This window comes from Duganella lactea (assembly GCF_009857505.1).
In the GTDB taxonomy this organism is placed as follows: domain Bacteria; phylum Pseudomonadota; class Gammaproteobacteria; order Burkholderiales; family Burkholderiaceae_D; genus Rugamonas; species Rugamonas lactea.
Window position 1 is genome coordinate 29,579 of record NZ_WWCP01000035.1, and the last position, 21,546, is coordinate 51,124.

Genomic DNA, 21,546 nt, shown 5'->3' on the forward strand with positions numbered 1-21,546 from the left:
GCGAAGTCGGGCGGCGCCTGACGCAATCGCCTCTCCGAAGAGGCCCGCGTGGTGCAACGGATCAGCGCCGCGCGGCCTTGATCTTGCGCGTCGTCGTGGCGCGCGGAGGATGTTCGGCGGCGGCGCCGAACAGCGCCTCGACCATCGGATCGCGCCGGATATTCATCTTCTTGGCGCGGGTCGGGTAGACCGTATCGTCGATCAGGCGGTGCACACGCGCACCTTCGCGGTTGATGGTGACGCTCAGAGTGGGACCGTCGTAGTAGTCATTCGCCATTTGTTTCATGATTCTCTTTCGGTGATATTAAGCAGTCATGTAGACGCTGGTGCGGCGCGCGACGTGGCGACGTACCGGCGTGTTCGAAATGCCGGCTGGCTGCTCTAATGCCGGCGCTTCGGTAATCTTCAGGATGTGGCGGCGTGCCTGCGTCGCGCAGCCCGCGTACAGGGCCACATAGGTTTGATACGCTTCCATCGCCATCCAGTCCCGCGGCAGCAGCTCTTGCGGCAGCAGTGGATCCGCGCGGCGGCAGTGCTGGTAGCCATGGCTGACCAGCAGCCGCAGCATGTAAGCCTGGACGTCGGTGAAGGCGCCGCGCTTGCCCAGCATCTGGCGCAGCGGCTCGAAGCGCTGCTTGAACTGCGCGTACATCGCGGCCGGTGTCTCCAGGTCCCAATCCATCTTGCCGAACAAGGGCTGGCGCACGGCGGCGGCCAGCTGCGCGCCGCTCACTTCAAACAGCGCCAGACCGTGGTCTTCGCCGGCCTGCACGCCGCGCGTGTAGGATGCCGGACGGGCCAGCACGTTCGGCGCCAGCACGCAGTAGTCCAGGTCCAGCAGCTGCTTGCGCGCGCCCGCGTAGCTGGTGGCGCTGATGCCGCCGGAGTTGACCAGCATGGTCCAGTCCTCGGCGAAGCCGCGGCCTGCCGGGATGTTGAGCCGCTGGCGCGTCGACTGGATCGAGGCTGCGGCCTGCGGCGTCAGCATGCACAGGCTGCGACGGCCGTGGCGCTCGATCTTGATCACTTTGTGCTCGGCGAGGCGGAACAGCGCCGTGCGCACGGTGCGCTCCTGGAAGCCCAGCGGTTCCAGCAGGGCGATCACGCTGCCCAGCCATTGGGTCTGCTGGCCGAAGACCTGCGCCTCGCTGAACATCAGTTTCAACAGGGTGCTCAGGCGGGGCTTGGCCTGACGCAGTACGGCGTCGATATAGAATTCGCTATTCATGATTGTGCGGGAACGAGGAGAATATGGTGAGTCACGGCGCGACCCAGGTTGAACCACAGCCCGAGGCAGGCGGCGCACATCAGCACCGCGCCCGGACGCGCCAGCGCCGGTTGATAGCAAGCCGCCAGCAGTAGCAGCAGGCCGGCGAGGTGCACGCCGTACTGCCATTGCGCGTGGCGCTCCGGGATGATCTGGTTGATATTGGGCGGTTTGCGGCCACTGCGCGCGCGCGCATCCTGCAGGTGATACCAGGTCAGGAACGGGACGATCTTGTAGAGCATGCCGCTGACGGCCGACAGCGCGAAGCCGGCGATCAGCAGCACGCCCACCGCCAGCGGCGCGGCGTTGGATGGCGCGGCCGCAGGCCACAGCCACACGCCCAGCGCCGCCAGCAGGCAGACCATGGCGGTACGCCAGAACAGCGTGGTCGGATCGGCGCGCGGACGCTTGCGGCGCGCCAGCAGGTACAGCGTGGCGCCGCCGAACAGCGCGTAGCCAGCCGCCAGCAGCGCCAGGAAGCCGAGATGCAGCAGCGTGCCGTGGCCGGTCCAGCCGCTCGACAGCGAGGCCGCGCCGAGCAGGATGAACATCCAGGTGGAGTAGGCACCGGTCAGGAATTTGGGATACGGCTCGGTGAGCATGAACATCGGCACCACCTGGAAGGCGATGCCGATCACCAGCAGGCCCACCCAGCCCAGCATGCCCCACATCGCGTGCAGGTCGGTGATGCGCTGCAGCGGCATTTGCAGCATGCCCGGCCAGGCGAAGCCGCTGGCCAGCATGCCGCCGAGGATCATGGTCAGCACCAGCGCCGCCAGCGACAGGCGGATGCCCGCGACCACCGCGCCGGCGCCGGGCAGGTGGTACTGCCACATGGCGACCGTGCAGGCGCCGACGAACAGCATCAACCCCGCCAGCAGCAGCGCCATGGCGAGGCGGAACAGCACCGGGCCGCCCAGCCAGAAGCCGGCGGCCAGCGCCAGCGTGCCGGCGCACAGGCAGACATGCACCACCGCGCCGACGGCGTGGGTGCGCGGCACTTCGATGCCGGCCACCACCGGCAGCATTTGCAGCAAGGCGCCGATCATGGTCATGCTCAGGCAACCCAGCACCATCAGGTGGGTGATGGCCAGCGTCAGCGGCGACCAGCGGGTGAGCAGGGCCGCTTCGCCCTGCCAGGCGAGGAAGGCGGCGGCCAGCGCCGCGAACAGCGGCGCCGAGAGAAAATAGCGCAGCGGCAGCGACAGCGGCGGGTTGTTGCCGAAGGAGAGGGCGCGCTGCGGTGCGTCGAGGGGTTTCATGCGATGGGGCCGAGCCAGATCATCACTTCGTAGCGCTGATCGTCCTGCGGCGTGGTGCGGTACTGGTAGCCGTTGCGCAGCAGGATGCGGTACAGCGGCACCGGTTCGCGGTCGATCAGCACCCGCAGGCGCTCATCGTCGCTCAGCCGGTCCAGCGCTTCGAGAATGCGCACCATCGGCTCCGGAGCTTCCAGGCCGCCGACGTCCAGCAGGCGGGCGCTCGCGCCATCTTCCAGCAAGGCGCTCATGCGATGCTCCCTTCCATCTGCTCCATGCTGGCGACGACGTCGTCGGCCTGCGCGGCCAGCACATGGTCGGCCTGCGGGTAGAGGATCCCTTCTTCCTTCAGATTATGCTGGCGCATCATGATGCGCAGCGTGTCGGCATGGTCGAAGAAGGTGTCGCTGTCCTGCCGCGTGATGGCGCTTTTCATGTCCGTCAGCAGCTCGCGCATCTGCCGGTGCTCGCCGCGCATGACGGTGGTCGGGCCGTAGCCGTTGCCCAGCGCGTGGTCGAGGCGGGGGAACAGCACCCGTTCTTCCTTCTCAAGGTGAAGCTCAAACATCTGCAGGAAGACGCTGAAATGACTGGTGGCGTCGTCCCAGTGGCGCAGGATAACGTCCGATTCCGCCACAGCGTATTGATCGTCGCAGCGGCGATGATCCTGATCGAGATAGCTTGCGATCTTCTGCATTTTCTTTGTCCTTGCTCATGTACTTTGCTTATCTGTGTGCATTGTCCCACCCGATAAAGCTTAATTTCTTTGATTCACATCAAGGATTTTCGGGTTCATGGAGCGATACAGTTCGTTCGCCCTATTTAGCCATGAAGACCACATGAATCATCCTGTCTCCCCACCCATCGAGCTGGTATGCCCGGCGGGTAGCCTGCCGGCGTTGAAGAACGCCGTCGACCTGGGCGCCGATTGCGTCTACCTCGGTTTTCGCGATGCCACCAACGCCCGCAACTTCGCCGGCCTCAATTTCGACGACGCCGCCATCAACACCGGCGTCGCCTACGCCCATGATCACGGCCGCAAGGTGCTGCTGGCGCTGAACACCTACCCGCAGCCGGACAACACGGCGCTGTGGCAGGCCGCCATCGACCGCGCCGCCAAGGCCGGCGTGGATGCCGTCATCCTGGCCGATCCGGGCCTGATGCGCTACGCCGCCGACAACTATCCGAACCTGCGCCTGCACCTGTCGGTGCAGGGCTCGGCCACCAACGCCGAGGCGATCAACTTTTACCAGAAGCAGTTTGGCGTGCAGCGCGCGGTGCTGCCGCGCGTGCTGTCGCTGGCGCAGGTGGAGCACGTCGTCAAGAACACCAACGTGGAAATCGAGGTGTTCGGCTTCGGCAGCCTGTGCGTGATGGTGGAGGGGCGCTGCCAGCTGTCGTCCTACGTCACCGGTGAATCGCCGAACACCCACGGCGTCTGCTCGCCGGCCAAGGCGGTGCGCTGGCAGCAGAATCCGCGCGGCCTGGAGTCGCGCCTCAACGGCGTGATGATCGACCGCTACACGCCGCAGGAAAACGCCAGCTATCCAACGCTGTGCAAGGGCCGCTTCGAGGTCGAGGATGAAACCTACTACGCCATCGAGGAACCCACCAGCCTGAATACGCTGGAACTGCTGCCGCAGTTGCTGGAAATGGGCGTGCGCGCGGTGAAGATCGAAGGCCGCCAGCGCAGCCCCGCCTACGTCTCGCAGGTGACGCGCGTGTGGCGCACCGCGCTGGACGACTGTCTGCGTAATACGGCGCGCTACTCGGTTAAGCCGGCCTGGATGTCGGAACTGAACACGCTGGCCGAAGGCCAGCAGCACACACTGGGCGCGTATCACCGCTCGTGGAAATAAGAACGGAGAAGTCATGTTGAAACTCGCCCTCGGGCCGCTGCTGTATTACTGGCCGCGCGCCAAGGTCCTGGAATTTTACGAACAAATCGCGGAGAGCCCGGTGGATATCGTCTACCTCGGCGAGACCGTGTGCTCGCGCCGCCACGAGCTGCGCGCCGCCGATTGGCTGAGCATCGCTGAACTGCTGCAAGCGCGCGGCAAGGAGGTGGTGATATCGACGCTGGTGTTGATCGAGTCCAGCGCGGACCTCGGTGCCCAGCGCAAGATCGTGGCGAATGGTCGCTTCCACGTGGAAGCCAACGACATTGGGGCGGTGCACATGCTGTCCGGCCAGTCGAGCTTTGTCGCCGGCCCACACCTGAATATCTACAATCCGCCAACGCTGGCGCTGATGCATGAACTGGGCGCGACGCGCTGGGTCATGCCGCTGGAGATGAGCCGCGATGGCTTGCGCCACATGCAGCGCAGCCGCCCGGAAGGCATGCAGACCGAAGTCTTCGCCTTCGGCCGCATGCCGCTGGCGTTTTCCGCCCGCTGCTTCACCGCGCGCAACCGCAACCTGCCAAAGGACGATTGCCGTTTCAGCTGCATCGATCATCCGGACGGCATGATGATGCAAACCAAGGAGAAGCAGGAGTTCCTGATCCTGAACGGCATCCAGAGCCAGTCGGCGCTGGTGTACAACCTGGTGGCGGAGATGGCGCAGATGGCGGAACTGGGCGTGGACGTGGCGCGCCTCAGCCCTCAGTCGACCAATATGAACGAGATCATCTCCGCCTTCGATGCCGCGCGCACCGGCGCCATGCCACCGCGCACCGCCGCCGACACGATCTTGCCGCTGCTGCCGTCCGAAGCCTGCAACGGCTACTGGTACGGCAAGCCTGGTCTGGAATATCGCATGGAGAACGCAGCATGAACCCTGTAGCAAAAAACAATTTCGGCACGGTGCAACGGCTGCCGGCCTTGCTGGCCTCCCTCGGCCAGCGTCTGCCGGCGTTTCCCGGGTCGCTGCTGTGCGTGACGGCGCTGAATCTGGTGCTGAGACCGCATCTGCCGGATGACGTGCGCGCCGGACTGGCCGGCCGTCATCTGCGCGTGCGCGTCACTGACGCCGGCGTGGCGTTCGACTTTACCTGGCGCGGCGACGCTTTCGCTGCCCTGCGTCCCGCCGGCGTGCCGGACCTGGAAATCGGCGCCTGCACACGCGACTTCATCGCGCTGGCCAAGCGCGAGCAGGACCCGGACACGCTGTTCTTCTCGCGCCGCTTGTCGATGGAAGGGGATACGGAACTGGGCCTGCTGGTGAAGAATACGCTCGACGCGATCGAGCTGCCGCTGACGGAACTGGGCCGCCAGGCCATTACCCGTTTTTTCAGCGCCCTGCCTGGCCGGCGCGGCGCACGTTAAACCTGTCGAACAGCGGTGCTATCCCGGCCAGCAGCGCTTCGCCCGGATAGCCCGCCTGCGCACCCGCCACCAGGCCTTCATCGGCGCACCCGGTGGCGCGGAATTCCTGTAATACATAGTTTTCCACGCCCATCGCGGCCAGCGCCCGCGCCAGCTCCGCCAGCAACGCCGGTGACAGCTGCGCTGGATGGACTGTCGTGCGACACTCGTAATCGACGCCGCTGGCGAGGATGGCGGCCACGCTTTCCCGCACCGGCGCGCCGCTGTCGGGAACACCGGTCACGTCGGCATAGCGCGCGAATGTGGTCTTCACATCAAAGCCCACCCAATCCACCAGCGGCAGCACGCTTTTCAAACGTTCCGGGTAAATGCAGGCGGTTTCCAGGCCGATCTTGAAGCCCATCGCACGCACTTGCGAGATGGCGCTGTGCAGCGCCGGGTCCATGGTGGGCTCGCCGCCGCAGAACACCACCGCGTCCAGCATGCCGGCGCGCCGTTCCAGCGTCGTCAGAATGTCTTTCCAGGCGATCGGGCTGTCGCGCGTGCGCTCCTGCAGGTGGGTGTTCTGGCAGTAGCCGCAGCGCCACGGGCAGCCCTGCACGAATATCACGGCCGACAGCAGGCCGGGATATTCGCTGGCGCTGAACGGGGTGTAGCCGCCAACGCGCAGTTGGCGGCCTTGCTCTTTAAGATTCCAGCTGCGCATGCGGCTCACGGAAGAATTTACGTTCATGGAACTCCCCCTGCTTGCCGATATTGAAGGACGATACCGGACGATGGTAGCCCATGACGCGGGTCCAGATTTCGCAGCGCTGGCGTTCCGAGTCGTCGAGCTGGATGGTTTGCTGGTTCACACTTTGCATGGCGTTTCCTTTGCTGGTTGTTGAAGAGTGGCTTGTTTGCGGGCGATGATGTCGGCATCGCATTTCGGGCAGAACTCGTGGCTGCCATTCAGGTAGCCGTGTTTCGGGCAGATCGAGAAGGTCGGCGTGACGGTGATGTACGGCAGGCCGAAACGTCCCAGCGCGCGGCGCACCAGCGTGCGGCAGGCGGCGGCGCTGGATAGCGCCTCGGTCAGGTACAGGTGCAGCACGGTGCCGCCGGTGTACTTGCGTTGCAGTTCGTCCTGCTGTTCCAGCGCTGCGAACGGATCTTCGGTATAGCCGACCGGCAGCTGCGAGGAGTTGGTGTAGTAGGGCTGCTGCGGCGTGCCGGCCTGCAGGATGTTCGGGTAGCGCTTCTTGTCTTCCTTGGCGAAGCGGTAGGTCGTGCCTTCCGCCGGCGTGGCTTCCAGGTTGTACATATGGCCGGTGGCTTCCTGGAATTCGACCATGCGCGCGCGCACGTGGTCCAGCAGGCGCAGGGCGAAGGCGCGGCCCCACGGCGTGGTGATGTCGTGTTTTCCTTCCGGGTCGAAGTTGCGGATCATCTCATTGACGCCGTTGACGCCCAGCGTGGAGAAGTGGTTGCGCAGCGTGCCCAGATAGCGTTTGGTGTACGGGAACAGGCCATTGTCCATGTGGCGCTGGATGACTTTGCGCTTTATTTCGAGGCTGTCGCGGCCCAGTTCCAGCAGGCGGTCCAGCGCGGCGAGCAGACCCGGTTCGTCGCCGCGATACAGATAGCCGAGGCGCGCGCAGTTGATCGTGACCACACCCAGCGAGCCGGTTTGCTCGGCCGAGCCAAACAGGCCGTTGCCGCGTTTGAGCAGCTCGCGCAGATCCAGCTGCAAACGGCAGCACATCGAGCGGATCATGTTCGGCTTCAGTTCCGAGTTGATGAAGTTCTGGAAGTAGGGCAGGCCGTAGCGGGCCGTCATCTCGAACAGCAGCTCGGCGTTTGGGCTCTCCCACGCGAAGTCCTCGGTGATGTTGTAGGTCGGGATGGGGAAGGTGAAGGCGCGGCCCTTGGCGTCGCCGGTCATCATGATCTCGATGTAGGCGCGGTTGATCATGTCCATCTCTTCCTGCAGCTCGCCGTAGGAGAACGGCATTTCCTCGCCGGCGATGTGGGGAATCTGCTCGCGCAGGTCTTCCGGGCACACCCAGTCGAAGGTCAGGTTGGTGAACGGCGTCTGCGTGCCCCAGCGCGACGGCACATTCAGGTTGTAGATCAGCTCCTGCATGTACTGCTTGACTTCATCGTAGCGCAGCCTGTCCTTGCGGATGAAGGGCGCCATGTAGGTGTCGAAGGAGCTGAAGGCCTGGGCGCCGGCCCATTCATTCTGCAGCGTGCCGAGGAAGTTGACGATCTGGCCGATGGCGCTGGACATATGGCGCGGCGGGCTGGATTCCACCTTGCCCGGTACGCCGTTCAGGCCTTCGTTGAGCAGCGTGCGCAGCGACCAACCGGCGCAATACCCGGCCAGCATGTCCAGATCGTGGATGTGGATGTCGGCGTCGCGGTGGGCGCGGCCCACTTCCGGCGGGTAGACGTGATTGAGCCAGTAGTTGGCGATGACTTTGCCGGACACGTTGAGTATCAGGCCACCCAGCGAGTAGCCCTGGTTGGCGTTGGCGTTGACGCGCCAGTCCTGGCGTTCGAGGTATTCGTTGATGGAGGACGCCACGTCGACCAGCGAGTGCTTGTCCTGGCGCAGCGAGGCATGCTGCTCGCGGTAGACCACGTAGGCGCGCAGCGTGCGGCGGAAGCCCGCTTGGTACAGGACCTTTTCCACCGTGTCCTGCACCAGTTCCACCGTCAGCCTGTCGGTCTGCGGCAGCGTGGAGAGTTGCAGCAGCACGGCCTCGGTCAGCTGGTTGGCCTGCTGGGTGTCGAATTCGCCGGTGGCGCGGCCAGCGCGCAGCAGTGCGCTTTCAATCTTCACCAGGTTGAATGGCTGCTCGCCGCCATCGCGCTTGATGATTTTGGTATGAAATAGTCCTTCCATGCTGACCCCATATTTAGTTGGTTTGATCGTTGGGCCACTATATATGGTGTTTTTGGCGACGGTTAGCCCTATCTGTAGATTTCTTGATCTGGCTTATCTTTTTAACGCCGTGGCGATTTGCTTAACGAATTCCGGATCCGGATCGACCGTCAGCTTGTTGCTGTCGGCGCGCACGCTGCCGTCCGGGTTGAGCAGGACGATGCGGGTGGTGTGGCTGATTTCACCGTTGTCCAGTGGACGGTAGCGGATGTCCAGCGCGGCGGCCAGCATGCGCGTGTCGGTGTCGCTGCCGGCGACGGCGAGGCGGAACTGCGCCGGATCGAGCTTCTGCATGTCGGCCATCATGGCGAGCGATTTCGGCGTGTCGCGCTTGGGATCGAGGCTGATCAGCAGCACGCGCAGACGCTTGCCGTCCGGGCCGAGCGCGCCGACGGTGCGCTTCAGCGTTTCGATGACCACCGGGCAGGCCGAGTGGCAGTCGCCGTAGAACATGGTCACCAGCAGCGGCGCGCCGGCGGCGTCCTTCAGCACGAAGCGCTGTCCGGCGGCGTCGGTCAGCGGCGTTGGCACCTGATAGACGGAGTTGGCGGGGATGGCGACGCCGGGCGCGGACGGCGCCCACGCGCCGGTGCCGGTCGCTGGCGCGGTCTGCGCGTGCGCCGCGTGGCCGCCATGGTCGTGCTGCTGCGCGCCGGCCTGGCCGAACGTCAGCAGCGCGGAAATCAATGTGAAAGTGATGGCGGTGCGTTTCATGGTGTAGCTCCTTGATCGGTGGAGTCGCGCGCGCAGCGGAATCCGAGGTTGGCGCCACCCTGGCGTGCTTCCATGGCGGAGAGCAGGGCGAGGCGCATCAGGACCGCGTAGTTGCGACGGTCTTGCAGGGAGACGGCGGCGCCGCCGCAGTAGTCGAGCTGTTTCTTTTCGACGCTGGAACGGCTGTCGGCATTGACAAAAAGGCCGCTGTAGTCTTCCACCCATTCCCATACCAGGCCATGCATGTCATGCACGCCGTAGTAGTTGGCTGGGGTGGAGGCTACGCGGCCGGGAGGGGCTTTGCCCGCGTCGGCGTACCAGCGCAGGATGTTGGAGAGCCAGGCGTCGTCGTCGCGCGCATCGGCTTGCGTTGCGTCGGCTTTGGCGGCGAATTCCCATTCATACCAGCGGGGGAGTCTGGCTTGCTCTGACGCGCAATAGGCTTGCGCGGCATACCAGCTGACCTGGATGACCGGGGCTTCGTCGTCGGCGCCGTCGATGGCGGACAGGTAGCCTGGCGCCGTGAACAGGGCCGGGGCCTGCCCGCGCCGCCACATCGTCGACGTTTGCAGGAAGGCCTTGAACTCACGGTTGGTAACGAGGCGGCTGCGCAGTTGGTAGGGCTGGACCTGCGCGTCGGCCGCCACGCCGTCCGCCGGCAGCACGCTGCGCAACGGACCGCCGGCGATGGCGCGATATTCCACGCCACCGCCGGAGCCGCCGCCGGTATCACCTTCGGCGCTTGGCCGGGGCGTGACACAGACGTCGGCGAGAGCGCTGTCGAGACGGGCGCCGATATCAGACTGCTGGACCGGACCGCTGCCGCTGGCGGCCCCACTGGCGGTCACGCTGCACGCAACCGCGATGGACAGTGCGAGTATCGGCGCTTTCATGATTACCTCGCTTTGCGCATTTCCGCCACCTGGGCCGGCGTGATCACCGGTTTGCCGTCGTTCATCGCCACGCTGACATAGTTGATCACCGCCGCCACGTCTTCGTCATTGAGCTCCTGCGGCGGCATCACGCCGTTGTAATGCTCGCCGTTGACGACCAGTTCACCGGTACGGCCGTGCAGCACGATGTGCGCCATTTCATATGGACGCTCCTTGAAGAAGTCCGACTTGGCCAGCGGCGGGAATACGCCCGGCACACCCTGCCCCTTGTCCTGATGGCAGACCGCGCAGGTGTTGTCGTACACCGACTTGCCGCGTACCTGTTCACCGGGCAGGGCTGGCACCACCGGCGCTGCCTTCACCGGCGCCGCGGCCGTTTTCGCGCCAGGCAGCGGCTTCTTGACGCCCTTGCCGTAGATGGCAAAGTTGTCAGGACCGCTGACCGACAGCAGGCCGATCGCGCCCTTGTTGAAAGCGCGGGTCAGCGAGTGGTCGACCAGTGTCAGATTGCCCGGTACTTTTGGGGTGAACTCCAGGATGGCCGAACCGCCGGCCGGCACCATCGTTGTCTGCACCTGCTCCTGGAACTTGGTACCGCCCTCGAAGTACACCTTGTCGAAGATGGCGCCGATGATGTGGAAGCTCGACGTGATGTTAGGGCCGCCGACGCCGAAGAACATGCGGATCTTCTCGTTGGTTTTCGCGGTCAGCGCGTTGGCGCCGGTCAGCGCGCCGTCTGCGCCGTTGAACAGCACATAGGTCGGTTTCTCGTCGATGGCCTTCTGCTGGTCGAAGCCCTGCAGGCCCGGCGCGCGGTAGGCGCCGGAGGTGTAGAAGTCGCCCTGCATCACATAGTATTCCTTGTCGACCTTGGACATGCCTTCCTTCGGTTCGACCAGGATCATGCCGTACATGCCGTTGGCCACGTGCATGCCAACCGGCGCGGTGGCGCAGTGGTAGACATACAGGCCAGGATTGAGCGCCTTGAACGTGAAGCTGGCCTCATTGCCCGGCGCGATCAGCGTTTGTGCCGCGCCGCCGCCAGGACCGGTCACCGCGTGCAGGTCGATATTGTGCGGCAGCTTGTTGTCCGGGAGGTTTTGCAGGTTCAGCTCCACCGTGTCGCCTTCGCGCACGCGGATCATCTTGCCGGGCACCGTGCCGCCAAAAGTCCAGAAGGTGTATTTTGTCCCCGGCGCGATTTCGCGCTCGACCTCCTCCACGGTCAGGTTGACCACCACCTTGGCGGGGGTCTTGCGGGTTATCTGAGGAGGCATCAACGGCGGAGCGACCAGTTCCTGCGTGATGACGGGAAGTTCTGGAGCGGCGAAACTTTGGGACATCACGAGCAGCGCGGCGGTAATGCTGGCGGCGGCAAGCTTGAATTGCGTTTTCATCTCAATCACCTTCTGGTTGTCGTTAGTGTTTTACTGCGGTGTTTCTTCCCCAACTGCGAGGAAATCGATAATGACCTGTCCCACCGCGCGCGAAATATAGGTGGCGCGGAAATAGGGGCCATAGCGATGCTGGATCTGTGCCAGCAACGGCAGCGGATCATGGTCGTTACAGAAGCGCATGGTTTCGCCGGGATGCAGCGCTTCCAGCGCGCCGAAGATGGCGGCGTGGCGGAAGCGCTTGGCGACACCGCGCGCGTCGAATGGGTAGACGCCTGCCTGGGCGGTGGGTGTCGAACAATCGTGAGGCATTTCAAACTCCTTGTTGGTCATTCCGGCCTTGGCCGGAATGACGAGTTAATCAGGCGTGGTCGGCGACAGCGGCGGGATTGCTTTCTTTACGAGCCACCATCAGGCGCCAGGCAAACAGCGCCAGGAACAGCGTGCCGACGGCGAACACCACGTCGCCCGGAACGCGCAGCCAGACCAGCGTTTCCATGAACTTCGAGTGGATCAGCTCAGGCGAGCGGGCGAACCACATGCCGTGCGTGATGCTGCCCCAGGCTTGATAGATACCGGCAGGGACCAGCGAGATGAACACCATCATCGCCAGGCCGATGTTCAGGCACCAGAACATGGGGCGCAGCAGCGCATCCGACCAGGCCAGACGGCTCGACAGGCCGCGCAGGCAGAACAGCAACAGGCCGATACCCAGCATGCCGTAGACGCCAAACAGTGCGGCGTGGCCGTGGGCCGCGGTCATGTTCAGGCCCTGCATGTAGTACAGCGCGATCGGGGTGTTGATCGAGAAACCCAGCAGGCCGGCGCCCACGGTGTTCCAGAAGCCGACGGCGATGAAGCACAGGATCGACCAGCGGTAGCTGCTGACCCACGGCGCGGCTTTCGAGCGCTGGTAGTTGCGCCATGCCTCGATACCGATCAGCGACAGCGGCACCACTTCCAGCGCCGAGAACATGGCGCCGATGGCGATGACGAAGGTCGGCGTGCCGGTGAAGTACAGATGGTGCAGCGTGCCCAGAATGCCGCCGAACAGGAACACGATGGTCTCCAGCACGATGGCGTTGTTGGCGGTGGCGGCGCGGATCAGGCCCAGACGCGTGAACAGCAGGGCGATGACGGCGGTGGCGAACACTTCGAAGAAGCCCTCGACCCACAGGTGGACCAGCCACCAGCGCCAGTATTCGATCATCGAGTAGTGGCTATGACGGCCCCAGGTCAGCGAGGTGGCGTAGAAGCCGCCGATGCACAGCGCCGACAGGAACACCATGACGATCAGGCCACGGCTGGACGATGGATTTTTCAGCGCGGGCCACAGCGCGCGGCCCAGCAGCGTGACCCAGAACAGCAGACCGACGAACAGCAGGATTTGCCAGATGCGGCCCATGCTGGTGAATTCCAGGCCCTGGTTACCCAGCCAGAAGGCGAACGCGGTGCCCTTGTGTTGCAGGGTGCCGAGCCAGCCCATGGCGGTCGAGCCGACCACGATGAACAGCAGCGCGTAGAACAGCACATTCACGCCCAGCTTCTGGAGGCGCGGCTCATGGCCGGAGATGGCCGGCGCGATATACAGGCCGGTGGCCAGCCAGGCGGTGGCGATCCACAGCACGGCGAACTGGGTGTGGATGGTGCGGCTTACCACGAACGGCAGGATTTCCGCCAGCGGGTAGCCGAAGAAGCTGTTGCCTTCCACCGCATAGTGCGCGGTGACGACGCCCATGCCCACTTGCGCCAGAATCAGGCCAATCACCACGAAGAAGTACTTCCTGGTCGCCTTCATCGACGGCGTGGCTTTAAGGCTGAACAGCGGATCGGCCTTCGGTGGCACAGGATCCTCCTCCTCCTTGGCGGCCGAGTGGGCCATGACCATGGCGGCGATGGCGCCGATCATCAGGATCACGCTGGCGATCGACCAGATGCCCGCTTCGGCGGTTGGACGGTTGTCGATCAGCGGTTCGTGCGGCCAGTTGCTGGTGTAGCTCAGGTCCGTCTCGCCCGGACGGTCGGCGGCGGCGGCCCATGACGACCAGAAGATGAAGGCCGGCAGCGCGCGCAGGTCGTCCGCATCCGGCACGGAGTTGGCGGTCATCGCATATTGTTCGCGCAGCTGATCCAGGCCGCGGGCGTCGCCGAACAAGTCGGTGTAGTGCCTGGTGACGGCGCGCACGGCGGCGGCCCGGTCGGCCGACAGGATGATGGCGCCGGTGGCGGCGTCGTAGGTGTTGCGGCGCATTTCTTCCTTCAGGCGCGCGTTCAGCGCGGCCTGCTGCGACTTGCTCAGATCATCGAAATTGGCGCCATGATCGCGCTGGGCCCAGATCTGGCGCAGTTCCAGCGCTTCGCGGTGCAGCCAGTCGGCCGACCAGTCGGGCGCCAGGTAGCTGCCGTGGCCCCAGACGGAACCAAGCTGCTGGCCGCCGGCGGAGAGCCAGGCCTGCTGGCCGCGATCGACCTGGCCTTCGCTGAAGAGCACCTCGTTGTCGGCGCTGATGACTTGTTTGGGGATGGGTGGCGCGGTCTGGTAGATTTGCGCGCCCACCCAGCCAAGAACGGCGAAGGAGAGAACGCAAATGACGGCGAGCCAGGTCCAGAGCTTGCGTGTAGCGTGCATGGCATGGTTCCTTTTTATTTGAGCTTGTCAGGATCGACAGCTGGATTCTAGGCCCGCGGTTTAAAGCAGCATAGAAAATAGTTGTTATTTCTTGATGTAGGTTATGCCGGTGCAAAAGGCCCTCATGAATAATGGCTTCCATGCGACTGACCACCTTCACCGACTACACATTGCGCACACTGATGTACCTGGCGCGCCAGCCCGCGCGCCTGGCCACCGTGGCCGAAATCGCCGGCGCGCACGGCATCTCGCAGCACCATCTGACCAAGGTGGTTTACCGGCTCGGCGTGCGCGGCGTGATCCGCACGGTGCGTGGGCGGAACGGCGGCATCATGCTGGCGCGGCCCGCGTGCGAGATTTGTGTCGGTCAGGTGGTGCGCGATAGCGAGCCGGATTTTTATATCGCCGACTGCTTCAACCGCGAGCACACCACCTGTCGCCATGCGGGCCACTGCCGCGTGGAGAACGTGCTGGGTAAAGCCACTGATGCCTTTTTAGCCACGCTGGACGCTGTCTCCCTGGCGGACCTAGTTCTTTCGACCTAGGCGGGATATACGTCATGCCGATAGTCGGTTGTTGCGCCGCAGCGTACCCTGATGCCATCCCTACGTGTAATCAGGAGAGGCAAAGTGTCAAACAATAACAAAGCAGTTTCGGTACTTGTGAGTAGTACCTTCGCGTTCACGATCTGCTTCGCGATCTGGATGATGTTCGCGGTGCTGGGCATCCCGATCAAGAAGATGTTGGGCTTGAACGAAACCGAATTCGGCCTGCTGGCCGCGATGCCGGTGTTGAGCGGATCGCTGGTGCGCGTCCCGCTGGGTATCTGGTGTGACAAATACGGCGGCCGTATCGTCTTCTTCCTGCTGATGCTGGCCACGGTGCCGGCCATCGCGCTGATCGGCCACGCCACCGCCTACTGGCAGTTCCTGGTGCTTGGCCTGTTCGTCGGCCTGGCCGGCGGCTCGTTCTCGGTCGGCACCCCATATGTGGCGCGCTGGTTCGCCAAGGAGCGTCGCGGCCTGGCCATGGGCATCTTCGGCGCCGGCAACTCCGGTTCGGCGCTGACCAAGTTCGTCGCGCCGGCGATCATCGCGGCCTGGGGCTGGCAATCGCTGCCGACCGTGTACGCCATCGCCATGCTGGTGACGGCGCTGCTGTTCTGGGTGTTCTCGGCCACCGATCCATCGCATCAGACCAATTCCTCCGTGTCGTTCAGCGAGCAACTGAAGGTGCTGAAGGACCGCCGTGTATGGCGCTATTGCCAGTACTACTCGGTGGTGTTTGGCGGCTACGTCGGCCTGGCGCTGTGGATGACCAAGTACTACGTCGGTGAATACGGCTTTGACCTGCGCCTGGCCGCCTTGCTGGCCGCCTGCTTCTCGCTGCCGGGCGGTGTGCTGCGCGCGTTGGGCGGCTGGATCTCGGACCGCCACGGCGCCTACAAGGTCACCTGGTGGGTGATGTGGGTGTGCTGGGTGTGCTTCTTCCTGCTGTCTTATCCGCAAACCGCGATGATCATCCAGACCACCAACGGCCCGCTGCATCTGGACCTGGCGCTGTCGCCATGGGTCTTCACCGGTTTGCTGTTCATCGTCGGCACCGCCATGGCGGTGGGCAAAGCGTCGGTCTTCAAATTCATCGCGGACGATTTCAGCGACAACATCGGCGCCGTATCGGGTGTGGTCGGCCTGGCCGGCGGCCTGGGTGGCTTCGTGCTGCCGATCATGTTCGGCGCCTTGCTGGACCTGACCGGCATCCGCTCCAGCGCCTTCATGCTGTTGTACGGCACCGTATGCGTATCGCTGGTGTGGATGCACTTCTCGTTCCGCCCACAATCGACTAAATAAGGAGAACCTCATGAGCAAGTACATGATCAATACGTGGGAGCCTGAGAGCTCCGCGTTCTGGGGCAGCGGTGGCAAGGCCACCGCCAACCGCAACCTGTGGATTTCGATCCCCGCGCTGGCGCTGGCCTTCGCGGTCTGGATGGTGTGGAGCGTGGTGGTGGTCAACCTGCCGGCCATCGGCTTCAAATACAGCACCAACCAGCTGTTCTGGCTGACGGCCTTGCCCGGCCTGTCCGGCGCCACGCTGCGCATCTTCTATTCGTTCATGGTGCCGATCTTCGGCGGCCGTAAATGGACCACGATCTCCACCGCCTCGCTGCTGATTCCAGCCATCGGCATCGGCTTCGCGGTACAGGACATCAACACCGGCTATCCGACCATGCTGATTCTGGCGCTGCTGTGCGGCTTCGGTGGCGGCAACTTCGCTTCGTCGATGGCCAACATCAGCTTCTTCTTCCCGAAAGCGCAGAAGGGCTATGCGCTGGGCATGAACGCGGGCCTGGGCAATCTGGGCGTGTCGGCGGTGCAGTTCGTTGTGCCGCTGGTGATCACCGCCGGCGTGTTCGGCGCCGTCGGTGGCGAGCCGCAGAACGCCGTCAAGTTTGGCGAAGCCACCACCTTGTGGCTGCAAAACGCCGGCTTTATCTGGGTGCCGTTCATTATCGTCAGCAGCCTGCTGGCATGGTTCGGCATGAATGACCTGGCTTCGGCCAAGGCGTCGTTCGCCGACCAGGCGGTGATCTTCAAGCGCAAACACAACTGGTTGATGTGCTGGCTCTACACCGGCACCTTCGGCTCCTTCATCGGCTACTCGGCGGCCTTCCCGCTGCTGATCAAAACCCAGTTCCCCGATGTGAACGCGTTGAAGTACGCTTTCCTTGGCCCGCTGGTGGGCGCCTTGTTTCGCGTGGCCGGCGGCGTTATCGCCGATAAGCTGGGCGGCGCGCGCGTCACGCTGTGGACCTTCTTCGGCATGATCGCCGCCGTCTATGGCGTGATCGCGTTCCTGCCGCACGGCGAAGCCGCAGGCAGCTTCAATGGCTTCTTCTGGATGTTCATGGCGCTGTTCGCCGGCACCGGTGTCGGTAACGCCTCGACCTTCCGCATGATTCCGATCATCTTCATGACCGAGCGTCAGCGCGCCGCCGCCGGCCAGCCGGAAGCCGTCAAGCAGCAGGCGATCGTCGATGCGAACAAGGAAAGCGCCGCGGTACTGGGCTTCACTTCGGCGGTGGCGGCGTATGGCGCCTTCTTCATCCCGAAAAGCTACGGCACCTCGATCGCCTTGACCGGCAGCGTGGACGCCGCGCTGTGGGGCTTCATCGCTTTCTACACCAGCTGCATCGCCATCACCTGGTGGTGCTATGCCCGCAAAAACGCCGACATGCCTTGCTAACCGGAGAAAAACCATGATACCGCTGATCCCATCTGTCGAATTCGACGCCGCCCTGGTCCGCAAATTGAACCAGATGGGGCCACGTTATACGTCATACCCGACCGCCGACCGTTTCAGCGGCGACTTCGGCACGGAGCAGTACCGCACCGCCGTCACCCGGCTGGACGGCCTTGGCGAGCGGGCGCCGTTTTCGCTGTATGTCCACATTCCGTTCTGCGAGTCGCTGTGCTACTACTGCGGCTGCAACAAGATCATCACGCAGGACAAGACCAAGTCCGCCGAGTACCTGAGCTACCTGTCGCGCGAGATGCGGCTGCAGGCGGCGCTGCTGGGCGAACGCCGCAAGGTCGACCAGCTGCACTTTGGCGGCGGCACGCCGACCTATCTGAGCGACGCGCAGATGGACGGCCTGCTCGGTCAACTGCGCGCCTATTTCGACTTTGCGCCGGACGAGGAGGGCGAGTTTTCGATCGAGGTCGATCCGCGCACGGTGACGCCGCAGCGCATCGCGAGGTTGCGCCGGCAGGGCTTCAATCGCATCAGCCTGGGCATCCAGGACTTCGACCCGGCGGTGCAGAAGGCCGTCAACCGTATCCAGTCGTATGCGCAGACCATGGAGGTGCTGAAGGCCGCCCGCACCAGCGGCTTCCGTTCGATCAGCGTGGACCTGATCTACGGCCTGCCGCTGCAAAGCGCCGAGAGCTTCGGCCCGACGCTGGACAAGGTGGTGGCCGCGCGTCCGGACCGCATCGCCGTCTACAACTACGCCCACATGCCGCAGCTGTTCAAGGCGCAGCGCCTGATCAAGGCGGACGAACTGCCGGACCCGGAAGCCAAGCTGGCCATGCTCGGCCTGTGTATCGAGCGCCTGACGGCGGCCGGCTACGTCTACATCGGCATGGACCATTTCGCCCTGCCGGAGGACGATCTGGCGCGTAGCCAGCGTGAGGGTAAATTGCAGCGCAACTTCCAGGGCTACTCCACCCACGCCGATGCGCCGATGGTGGCACTGGGCGTGTCGGCCATCAGTGCCGTCGGCAACAGCTACAGCCAGAACGAGAAGGTGCTGAGCGCCTACTACGAAAGGCTGGACGCCGGCCAGTTGCCGATCGCGCGCGGCATCACGCTGAACGACGACGATGTCTTGCGGCGCACGGTGATCGGCCGCTTGATGTGCGACTTCGATCTGGCTTACAAGGACCTGGCGCTGCCGCCGGGTGTCGCGCCTGAAGATTACTTCGCCGAAGACCTGGCGCGCCTGGCGCCGCTGGAAGAAGAGGGGCTGCTGTCCAGGGACGGCGGCGGTATCAAAGTGAAGATGCGCGGACGCCTGATGATACGCAATATCTGCATGGCGTTCGACAATTACCTGAACGCGCCGAAGCAGGAAGGACCGCAGCCGGCGCGTTACTCGAGAACCATTTGAGGCGGTTATGGATAAGAGCAAGATCAAAGTACAAGACTTCCTGGCCCGCGTGCCGCTGTTTAATTCGATGGGACCCGAGGAACTGAATCGCATCGCGCTCGGCACCACCGAGGTGCGCGCGGAGCGCGGCGAGCAGATTTTTCAGCGCGGCGATCCGTGCGTCGGCTTCCATCAGGTGCTGTACGGCCAGGTCAAACTGTCCTTCACGTCGTTCAGCGGTGTGGAGAAGGTGATAGAGCTGATCGGCCCCGGTCACAGTTTCGGCGAGGCGCTGATGTTCATGGGCAGCCCTTACATCGTCACCGCCACCGCCACCGAGGACACGCTGCTGCTGCACGTCTCCAAGCCGGTGATTTATCGCGAAATCCATCATGACGCGGAATTCGCCTGCAAGATGCTGGCGGGCCTGAGCCAGCGCATGCACTCGCTGATGTGTGACATGGAGTCCTATGCGCTGCGCACCGGCACCCAACGCGTGATCGGCTACCTGCTCAAGGAGCTGCCGGACGCGCAGGCCACGCAAGTGACGCTGCCGGTGACCAAAGCGGTGCTGGCCTCACGCCTGAACCTGACGCCGGAACACTTCTCGCGCATCCTGGCGGAGCTGAGCGCACAAAACCTGATCGCCTTCAAGGGCCGCAAGATCACGATCATCAATCCAGAGGATTTGCGCAACCATGCAGGATATTGAAAAATTCATCAGCGGCTTTAACCGCTTCCAACAGCAGTACTTCAACGAGAACCCTGACCTGTACGGCAACCTGCGTACCGGCCAGCACCCGCATACGCTGTTGATCGGCTGCTGCGACTCGCGCGTCGATCCGCTGCTACTCACCGGCAGCAATCCAGGTGACATGTTCATTGTGCGGAATATCGCCAACCTGGTGCCGCCGTGCACGCCGAACGCGCCGCCCGGCGTCAGCTCGGCCATCGAGTTCGCCGTGTGCGATCTCGAAGTGGACCGCGTCATCGTGCTGGGGCATGCGCGCTGCGGCGGCATTCGCGCGCTGATGTCGCCAGTGCCGCGCGTGGTGGAGCGCGAGACCGACTTTGTCGGCCAGTGGATGCGGATTGCGGAACCGGTGGCGGCGCGTGTCAAGCGTGAGCTGGCGCACCGGGACAGCGCCGAGCAGCATCAGGCCTGCGAACAGGCCAGCATCCTGCAATCATTGGATAATCTGCTGACCTATCCGTGGCTGAAGCGCCGCGTCGATGACGGAAAACTCAAGATCCACGGTTGGTATTTTGATCTGGAGAGTGGGGCGCTGATGGCGTATTCGGCGCGTCAGCAGCAGTTCCTTCCGCTGGTGTGTCCTCTGACTTCGGCGCGTTAAGCCCGAAGGTATCCCAGCCCTCGCCGAAGGTTTCGATCGGGTGCTGGGTGCGGTCGGCGCCGTTCCCGCACATCATGGCGTCGTGCGCGCAGTACTTGTCGCATCCCCAGCAGATCAATTCCGGCCTGGCCGGACGAATCGGAAAATGTTTGGCCATGTCGGCCCCGCTCAGGCGTATTGCAGCAGATCGCCGCCGCGGTCGAAGGCCAGCAGGCGTTCCATCTGGCCGTGGCGGATCGCCTTGATCATTTTGCGCAGCGCGGCCTCGGTCTGCTCATTGTCCGGTAATTGACTCGCGGTGCCGGACAAGGTGGTCACCAGCAGCACATCCCAATTCTGTCCCATGCGTTTGGCCTCTTCCGCCAGGTTGGCAAACGTGTCCAGCTCCGCCACCTGCTTGTCGACGCACATCACCGGTACCAGCGTGGTGCGGGCGCGCTCGCCCGGCTTGGCGTCCGGTTCTGGCTCGGCGACGGCAAACGTCAACAGCAGGCGTTGTTGTTCCGGCTGGACGGCGGCGGCGATCAGCAGTTCTTCGAAAGTGGCGATGTTCATTTCAGGCTCCTTGCACATTGGCCGCGCGACATGGCGGCCCGACCGTATGTATACCGTGCCACGCGGTCGCTGCCCATGCTCATGAATGACTAGACAGACTAGTTCTTTTGCCTTGATCTGGTTTGGCAAAATCTGACTTGCATCAAGGATTTTTGGCGGCGAGGCCATGGACAATGGCACGGCTATGAAAGGATCTTCATGATGTGGAATCAAATTCACCGTATCGGCATGCGGCGCCTGGCCTGGGGCCTGGCAGCCGCCACGCTCTGGGTGTTGCTCTACGAGGGCTACAACCCGGCGCGCGCCGTGCCGCCGCAGGAGGTACGTTGCGGCGAGGAGGGCGTGCGTGCGCAAATCCGTTATGACAACGGCCGCACGCTGGTCTATTGCAGCGTCAACGCCATGTTCGCGCAACTGGTGGCGCAGGAGCAGCCAGGCCTGGTGCGCGCGGTGCTGGTGCGCGATGCCGACGGCCGCTGGTCGGATGCGCGCCAACTGCCGAATTACCGGCAAATGCTGAAAACATGCGCCCGCGCGGCGTGCGGCTAGTCACAAAGGACTAGACGGACTACTCCTTCTCACTACGCCGCGCGGCCTTCTTGCCGATTCACACAGGCCGCCGCGCTCTGTAGAC

General features: G+C 63.9%; 25 protein-coding genes. 10 read left to right on the forward strand and 15 right to left on the reverse strand.

Translation table 11 applies throughout. The features are described from left to right. Nucleotides 1-61: 61 nt before the first annotated feature. Genes GTP44_RS21780 through GTP44_RS21800 form a run of 5 tightly spaced genes read right to left on the reverse strand, consistent with a single transcriptional unit; the run spans nucleotide 62 to nucleotide 3,223 of the window. Nucleotides 62-286 carry a hypothetical protein gene (locus GTP44_RS21780; RefSeq protein WP_160988822.1) on the reverse strand — a complete coding sequence of 75 codons (225 nt, stop codon included), beginning with the start codon at nucleotides 284-286 and terminating at the stop codon, nucleotides 62-64. Between the two features lie 18 nt (nucleotides 287-304). Then, nucleotides 305-1,228: a PaaX family transcriptional regulator C-terminal domain-containing protein gene (locus GTP44_RS21785; RefSeq protein ID WP_161021064.1), complete on the reverse strand. Its 924-nt coding sequence runs from the start codon at nucleotides 1,226-1,228 to the stop codon at nucleotides 305-307. Continuing rightward, complete coding sequence (locus GTP44_RS21790) at nucleotides 1,225-2,529, reverse strand: permease (RefSeq protein WP_161021065.1); 1,305 nt, start codon at nucleotides 2,527-2,529, stop codon at nucleotides 1,225-1,227. Before GTP44_RS21790 ends, GTP44_RS21785 begins: the two co-directional genes overlap by 4 nt. Continuing rightward, nucleotides 2,526-2,777, reverse strand: coding sequence for a DUF2249 domain-containing protein (locus GTP44_RS21795; protein ID WP_160988825.1), 252 nt, complete (start codon nucleotides 2,775-2,777; stop codon nucleotides 2,526-2,528). Before GTP44_RS21795 ends, GTP44_RS21790 begins: the two co-directional genes overlap by 4 nt. After that, a complete protein-coding gene (locus GTP44_RS21800; protein ID WP_160988826.1) occupies nucleotides 2,774-3,223 on the reverse strand; it encodes a hemerythrin domain-containing protein in 450 nt (149 codons plus the stop codon). Before GTP44_RS21800 ends, GTP44_RS21795 begins: the two co-directional genes overlap by 4 nt. Before the next feature lie 142 nt (nucleotides 3,224-3,365). Between GTP44_RS21800 and ubiU the strand changes: the two genes are divergently transcribed. The 3 genes from ubiU to ubiT are packed head-to-tail and all read left to right on the forward strand — an operon-like array spanning nucleotide 3,366 to nucleotide 5,792. Next, nucleotides 3,366-4,385: a ubiquinone anaerobic biosynthesis protein UbiU gene (ubiU, locus tag GTP44_RS21805; protein WP_161021066.1), complete on the forward strand. Its 1,020-nt coding sequence runs from the start codon at nucleotides 3,366-3,368 to the stop codon at nucleotides 4,383-4,385. A gap of 13 nt (nucleotides 4,386-4,398) precedes the next feature. After that, complete coding sequence (locus GTP44_RS21810; RefSeq protein ID WP_160988828.1) at nucleotides 4,399-5,301, forward strand: U32 family peptidase; 903 nt, start codon at nucleotides 4,399-4,401, stop codon at nucleotides 5,299-5,301. Further along, entirely contained in the window at nucleotides 5,298-5,792 is a 495-nt protein-coding gene (gene ubiT / locus GTP44_RS21815) for a ubiquinone anaerobic biosynthesis accessory factor UbiT (protein ID WP_160988829.1), read from the forward strand. Before GTP44_RS21810 ends, ubiT begins: the two co-directional genes overlap by 4 nt. Here ubiT and GTP44_RS21820 read toward each other — a convergent pair. The 8 genes from GTP44_RS21820 to GTP44_RS21855 form a co-directional block, all read right to left on the reverse strand. Continuing rightward, entirely contained in the window at nucleotides 5,758-6,498 is a 741-nt protein-coding gene (locus GTP44_RS21820; RefSeq protein ID WP_161021087.1) for an anaerobic ribonucleoside-triphosphate reductase activating protein, read from the reverse strand. The two genes, ubiT and GTP44_RS21820, sit on opposite strands and share 35 nt — an antisense overlap. Beyond that, nucleotides 6,479-6,655, reverse strand: a complete 177-nt coding sequence (gene nrdD / locus GTP44_RS27860; protein ID WP_160988830.1) for an anaerobic ribonucleoside-triphosphate reductase — start codon at nucleotides 6,653-6,655, stop codon at nucleotides 6,479-6,481. The genes GTP44_RS21820 and nrdD overlap by 20 nt, the downstream gene beginning before the upstream one ends. Then, complete coding sequence (locus GTP44_RS21830) at nucleotides 6,643-8,682, reverse strand: ribonucleoside triphosphate reductase (protein WP_161021067.1); 2,040 nt, start codon at nucleotides 8,680-8,682, stop codon at nucleotides 6,643-6,645. The genes nrdD and GTP44_RS21830 overlap by 13 nt, the downstream gene beginning before the upstream one ends. A 93-nt stretch (nucleotides 8,683-8,775) precedes the next feature. Continuing rightward, nucleotides 8,776-9,435 (reverse strand): SCO family protein, encoded by a 660-nt coding sequence (locus tag GTP44_RS21835; protein WP_161021068.1) that lies wholly within the window; start codon nucleotides 9,433-9,435, stop codon nucleotides 8,776-8,778. After that, nucleotides 9,432-10,283: a formylglycine-generating enzyme family protein gene (locus tag GTP44_RS21840; protein WP_371867296.1), complete on the reverse strand. Its 852-nt coding sequence runs from the start codon at nucleotides 10,281-10,283 to the stop codon at nucleotides 9,432-9,434. The genes GTP44_RS21835 and GTP44_RS21840 overlap by 4 nt, the downstream gene beginning before the upstream one ends. A gap of 47 nt (nucleotides 10,284-10,330) precedes the next feature. Next, on the reverse strand, nucleotides 10,331-11,725 hold the full coding sequence (gene nirK / locus GTP44_RS21845) for a copper-containing nitrite reductase (protein WP_160988834.1): 1,395 nt from the start codon (nucleotides 11,723-11,725) through the stop codon (nucleotides 10,331-10,333). Between the two features lie 30 nt (nucleotides 11,726-11,755). Next, on the reverse strand, nucleotides 11,756-12,034 hold the full coding sequence (locus GTP44_RS21850) for a DUF2249 domain-containing protein (RefSeq protein ID WP_160988835.1): 279 nt from the start codon (nucleotides 12,032-12,034) through the stop codon (nucleotides 11,756-11,758). A gap of 49 nt (nucleotides 12,035-12,083) precedes the next feature. Then, the gene (locus tag GTP44_RS21855) at nucleotides 12,084-14,351 is read right to left on the reverse strand and encodes a nitric-oxide reductase large subunit (RefSeq protein ID WP_161021070.1); all 2,268 of its coding nucleotides are present in this window, start codon (nucleotides 14,349-14,351) and stop codon (nucleotides 12,084-12,086) included. Nucleotides 14,352-14,491: 140 nt separating this feature from the next. Between GTP44_RS21855 and GTP44_RS21860 the strand changes: the two genes are divergently transcribed. The 6 genes from GTP44_RS21860 to GTP44_RS21885 are packed head-to-tail and all read left to right on the forward strand — an operon-like array spanning nucleotide 14,492 to nucleotide 20,357. Then, nucleotides 14,492-14,896: an RrF2 family transcriptional regulator gene (locus GTP44_RS21860; protein ID WP_160988837.1), complete on the forward strand. Its 405-nt coding sequence runs from the start codon at nucleotides 14,492-14,494 to the stop codon at nucleotides 14,894-14,896. Nucleotides 14,897-14,947: 51 nt separating this feature from the next. Beyond that, the gene (locus GTP44_RS21865) at nucleotides 14,948-16,201 is read left to right on the forward strand and encodes an MFS transporter (RefSeq protein WP_160988838.1); all 1,254 of its coding nucleotides are present in this window, start codon (nucleotides 14,948-14,950) and stop codon (nucleotides 16,199-16,201) included. Nucleotides 16,202-16,211: 10 nt separating this feature from the next. Further along, nucleotides 16,212-17,597, forward strand: coding sequence for a NarK family nitrate/nitrite MFS transporter (locus GTP44_RS21870; RefSeq protein WP_160988839.1), 1,386 nt, complete (start codon nucleotides 16,212-16,214; stop codon nucleotides 17,595-17,597). Between the two features lie 13 nt (nucleotides 17,598-17,610). Continuing rightward, on the forward strand, nucleotides 17,611-19,023 hold the full coding sequence (gene hemN, locus GTP44_RS21875; protein ID WP_161021071.1) for an oxygen-independent coproporphyrinogen III oxidase: 1,413 nt from the start codon (nucleotides 17,611-17,613) through the stop codon (nucleotides 19,021-19,023). 7 nt (nucleotides 19,024-19,030) lie between these two features. Then, nucleotides 19,031-19,714 carry a Crp/Fnr family transcriptional regulator gene (locus tag GTP44_RS21880; protein ID WP_161021072.1) on the forward strand — a complete coding sequence of 228 codons (684 nt, stop codon included), beginning with the start codon at nucleotides 19,031-19,033 and terminating at the stop codon, nucleotides 19,712-19,714. After that, nucleotides 19,701-20,357: a carbonic anhydrase gene (locus GTP44_RS21885; protein WP_161021073.1), complete on the forward strand. Its 657-nt coding sequence runs from the start codon at nucleotides 19,701-19,703 to the stop codon at nucleotides 20,355-20,357. The genes GTP44_RS21880 and GTP44_RS21885 overlap by 14 nt, the downstream gene beginning before the upstream one ends. On the opposite strand, the gene GTP44_RS21890 is transcribed toward GTP44_RS21885, so the two are convergent. Then, on the reverse strand, nucleotides 20,248-20,514 hold the full coding sequence (locus tag GTP44_RS21890) for a DUF3079 domain-containing protein (RefSeq protein ID WP_161021074.1): 267 nt from the start codon (nucleotides 20,512-20,514) through the stop codon (nucleotides 20,248-20,250). The genes GTP44_RS21885 and GTP44_RS21890 overlap by 110 nt on opposite strands. An 11-nt stretch (nucleotides 20,515-20,525) precedes the next feature. Further along, nucleotides 20,526-20,912, reverse strand: a complete 387-nt coding sequence (locus tag GTP44_RS21895) for a hypothetical protein (RefSeq protein WP_161021075.1) — start codon at nucleotides 20,910-20,912, stop codon at nucleotides 20,526-20,528. A gap of 198 nt (nucleotides 20,913-21,110) precedes the next feature. On the opposite strand from GTP44_RS21895, the gene GTP44_RS21900 reads away from it, so the two are divergent. Continuing rightward, the gene (locus GTP44_RS21900; RefSeq protein WP_202424188.1) at nucleotides 21,111-21,461 is read left to right on the forward strand and encodes a hypothetical protein; all 351 of its coding nucleotides are present in this window, start codon (nucleotides 21,111-21,113) and stop codon (nucleotides 21,459-21,461) included. Nucleotides 21,462-21,546 lie beyond the last annotated feature (85 nt).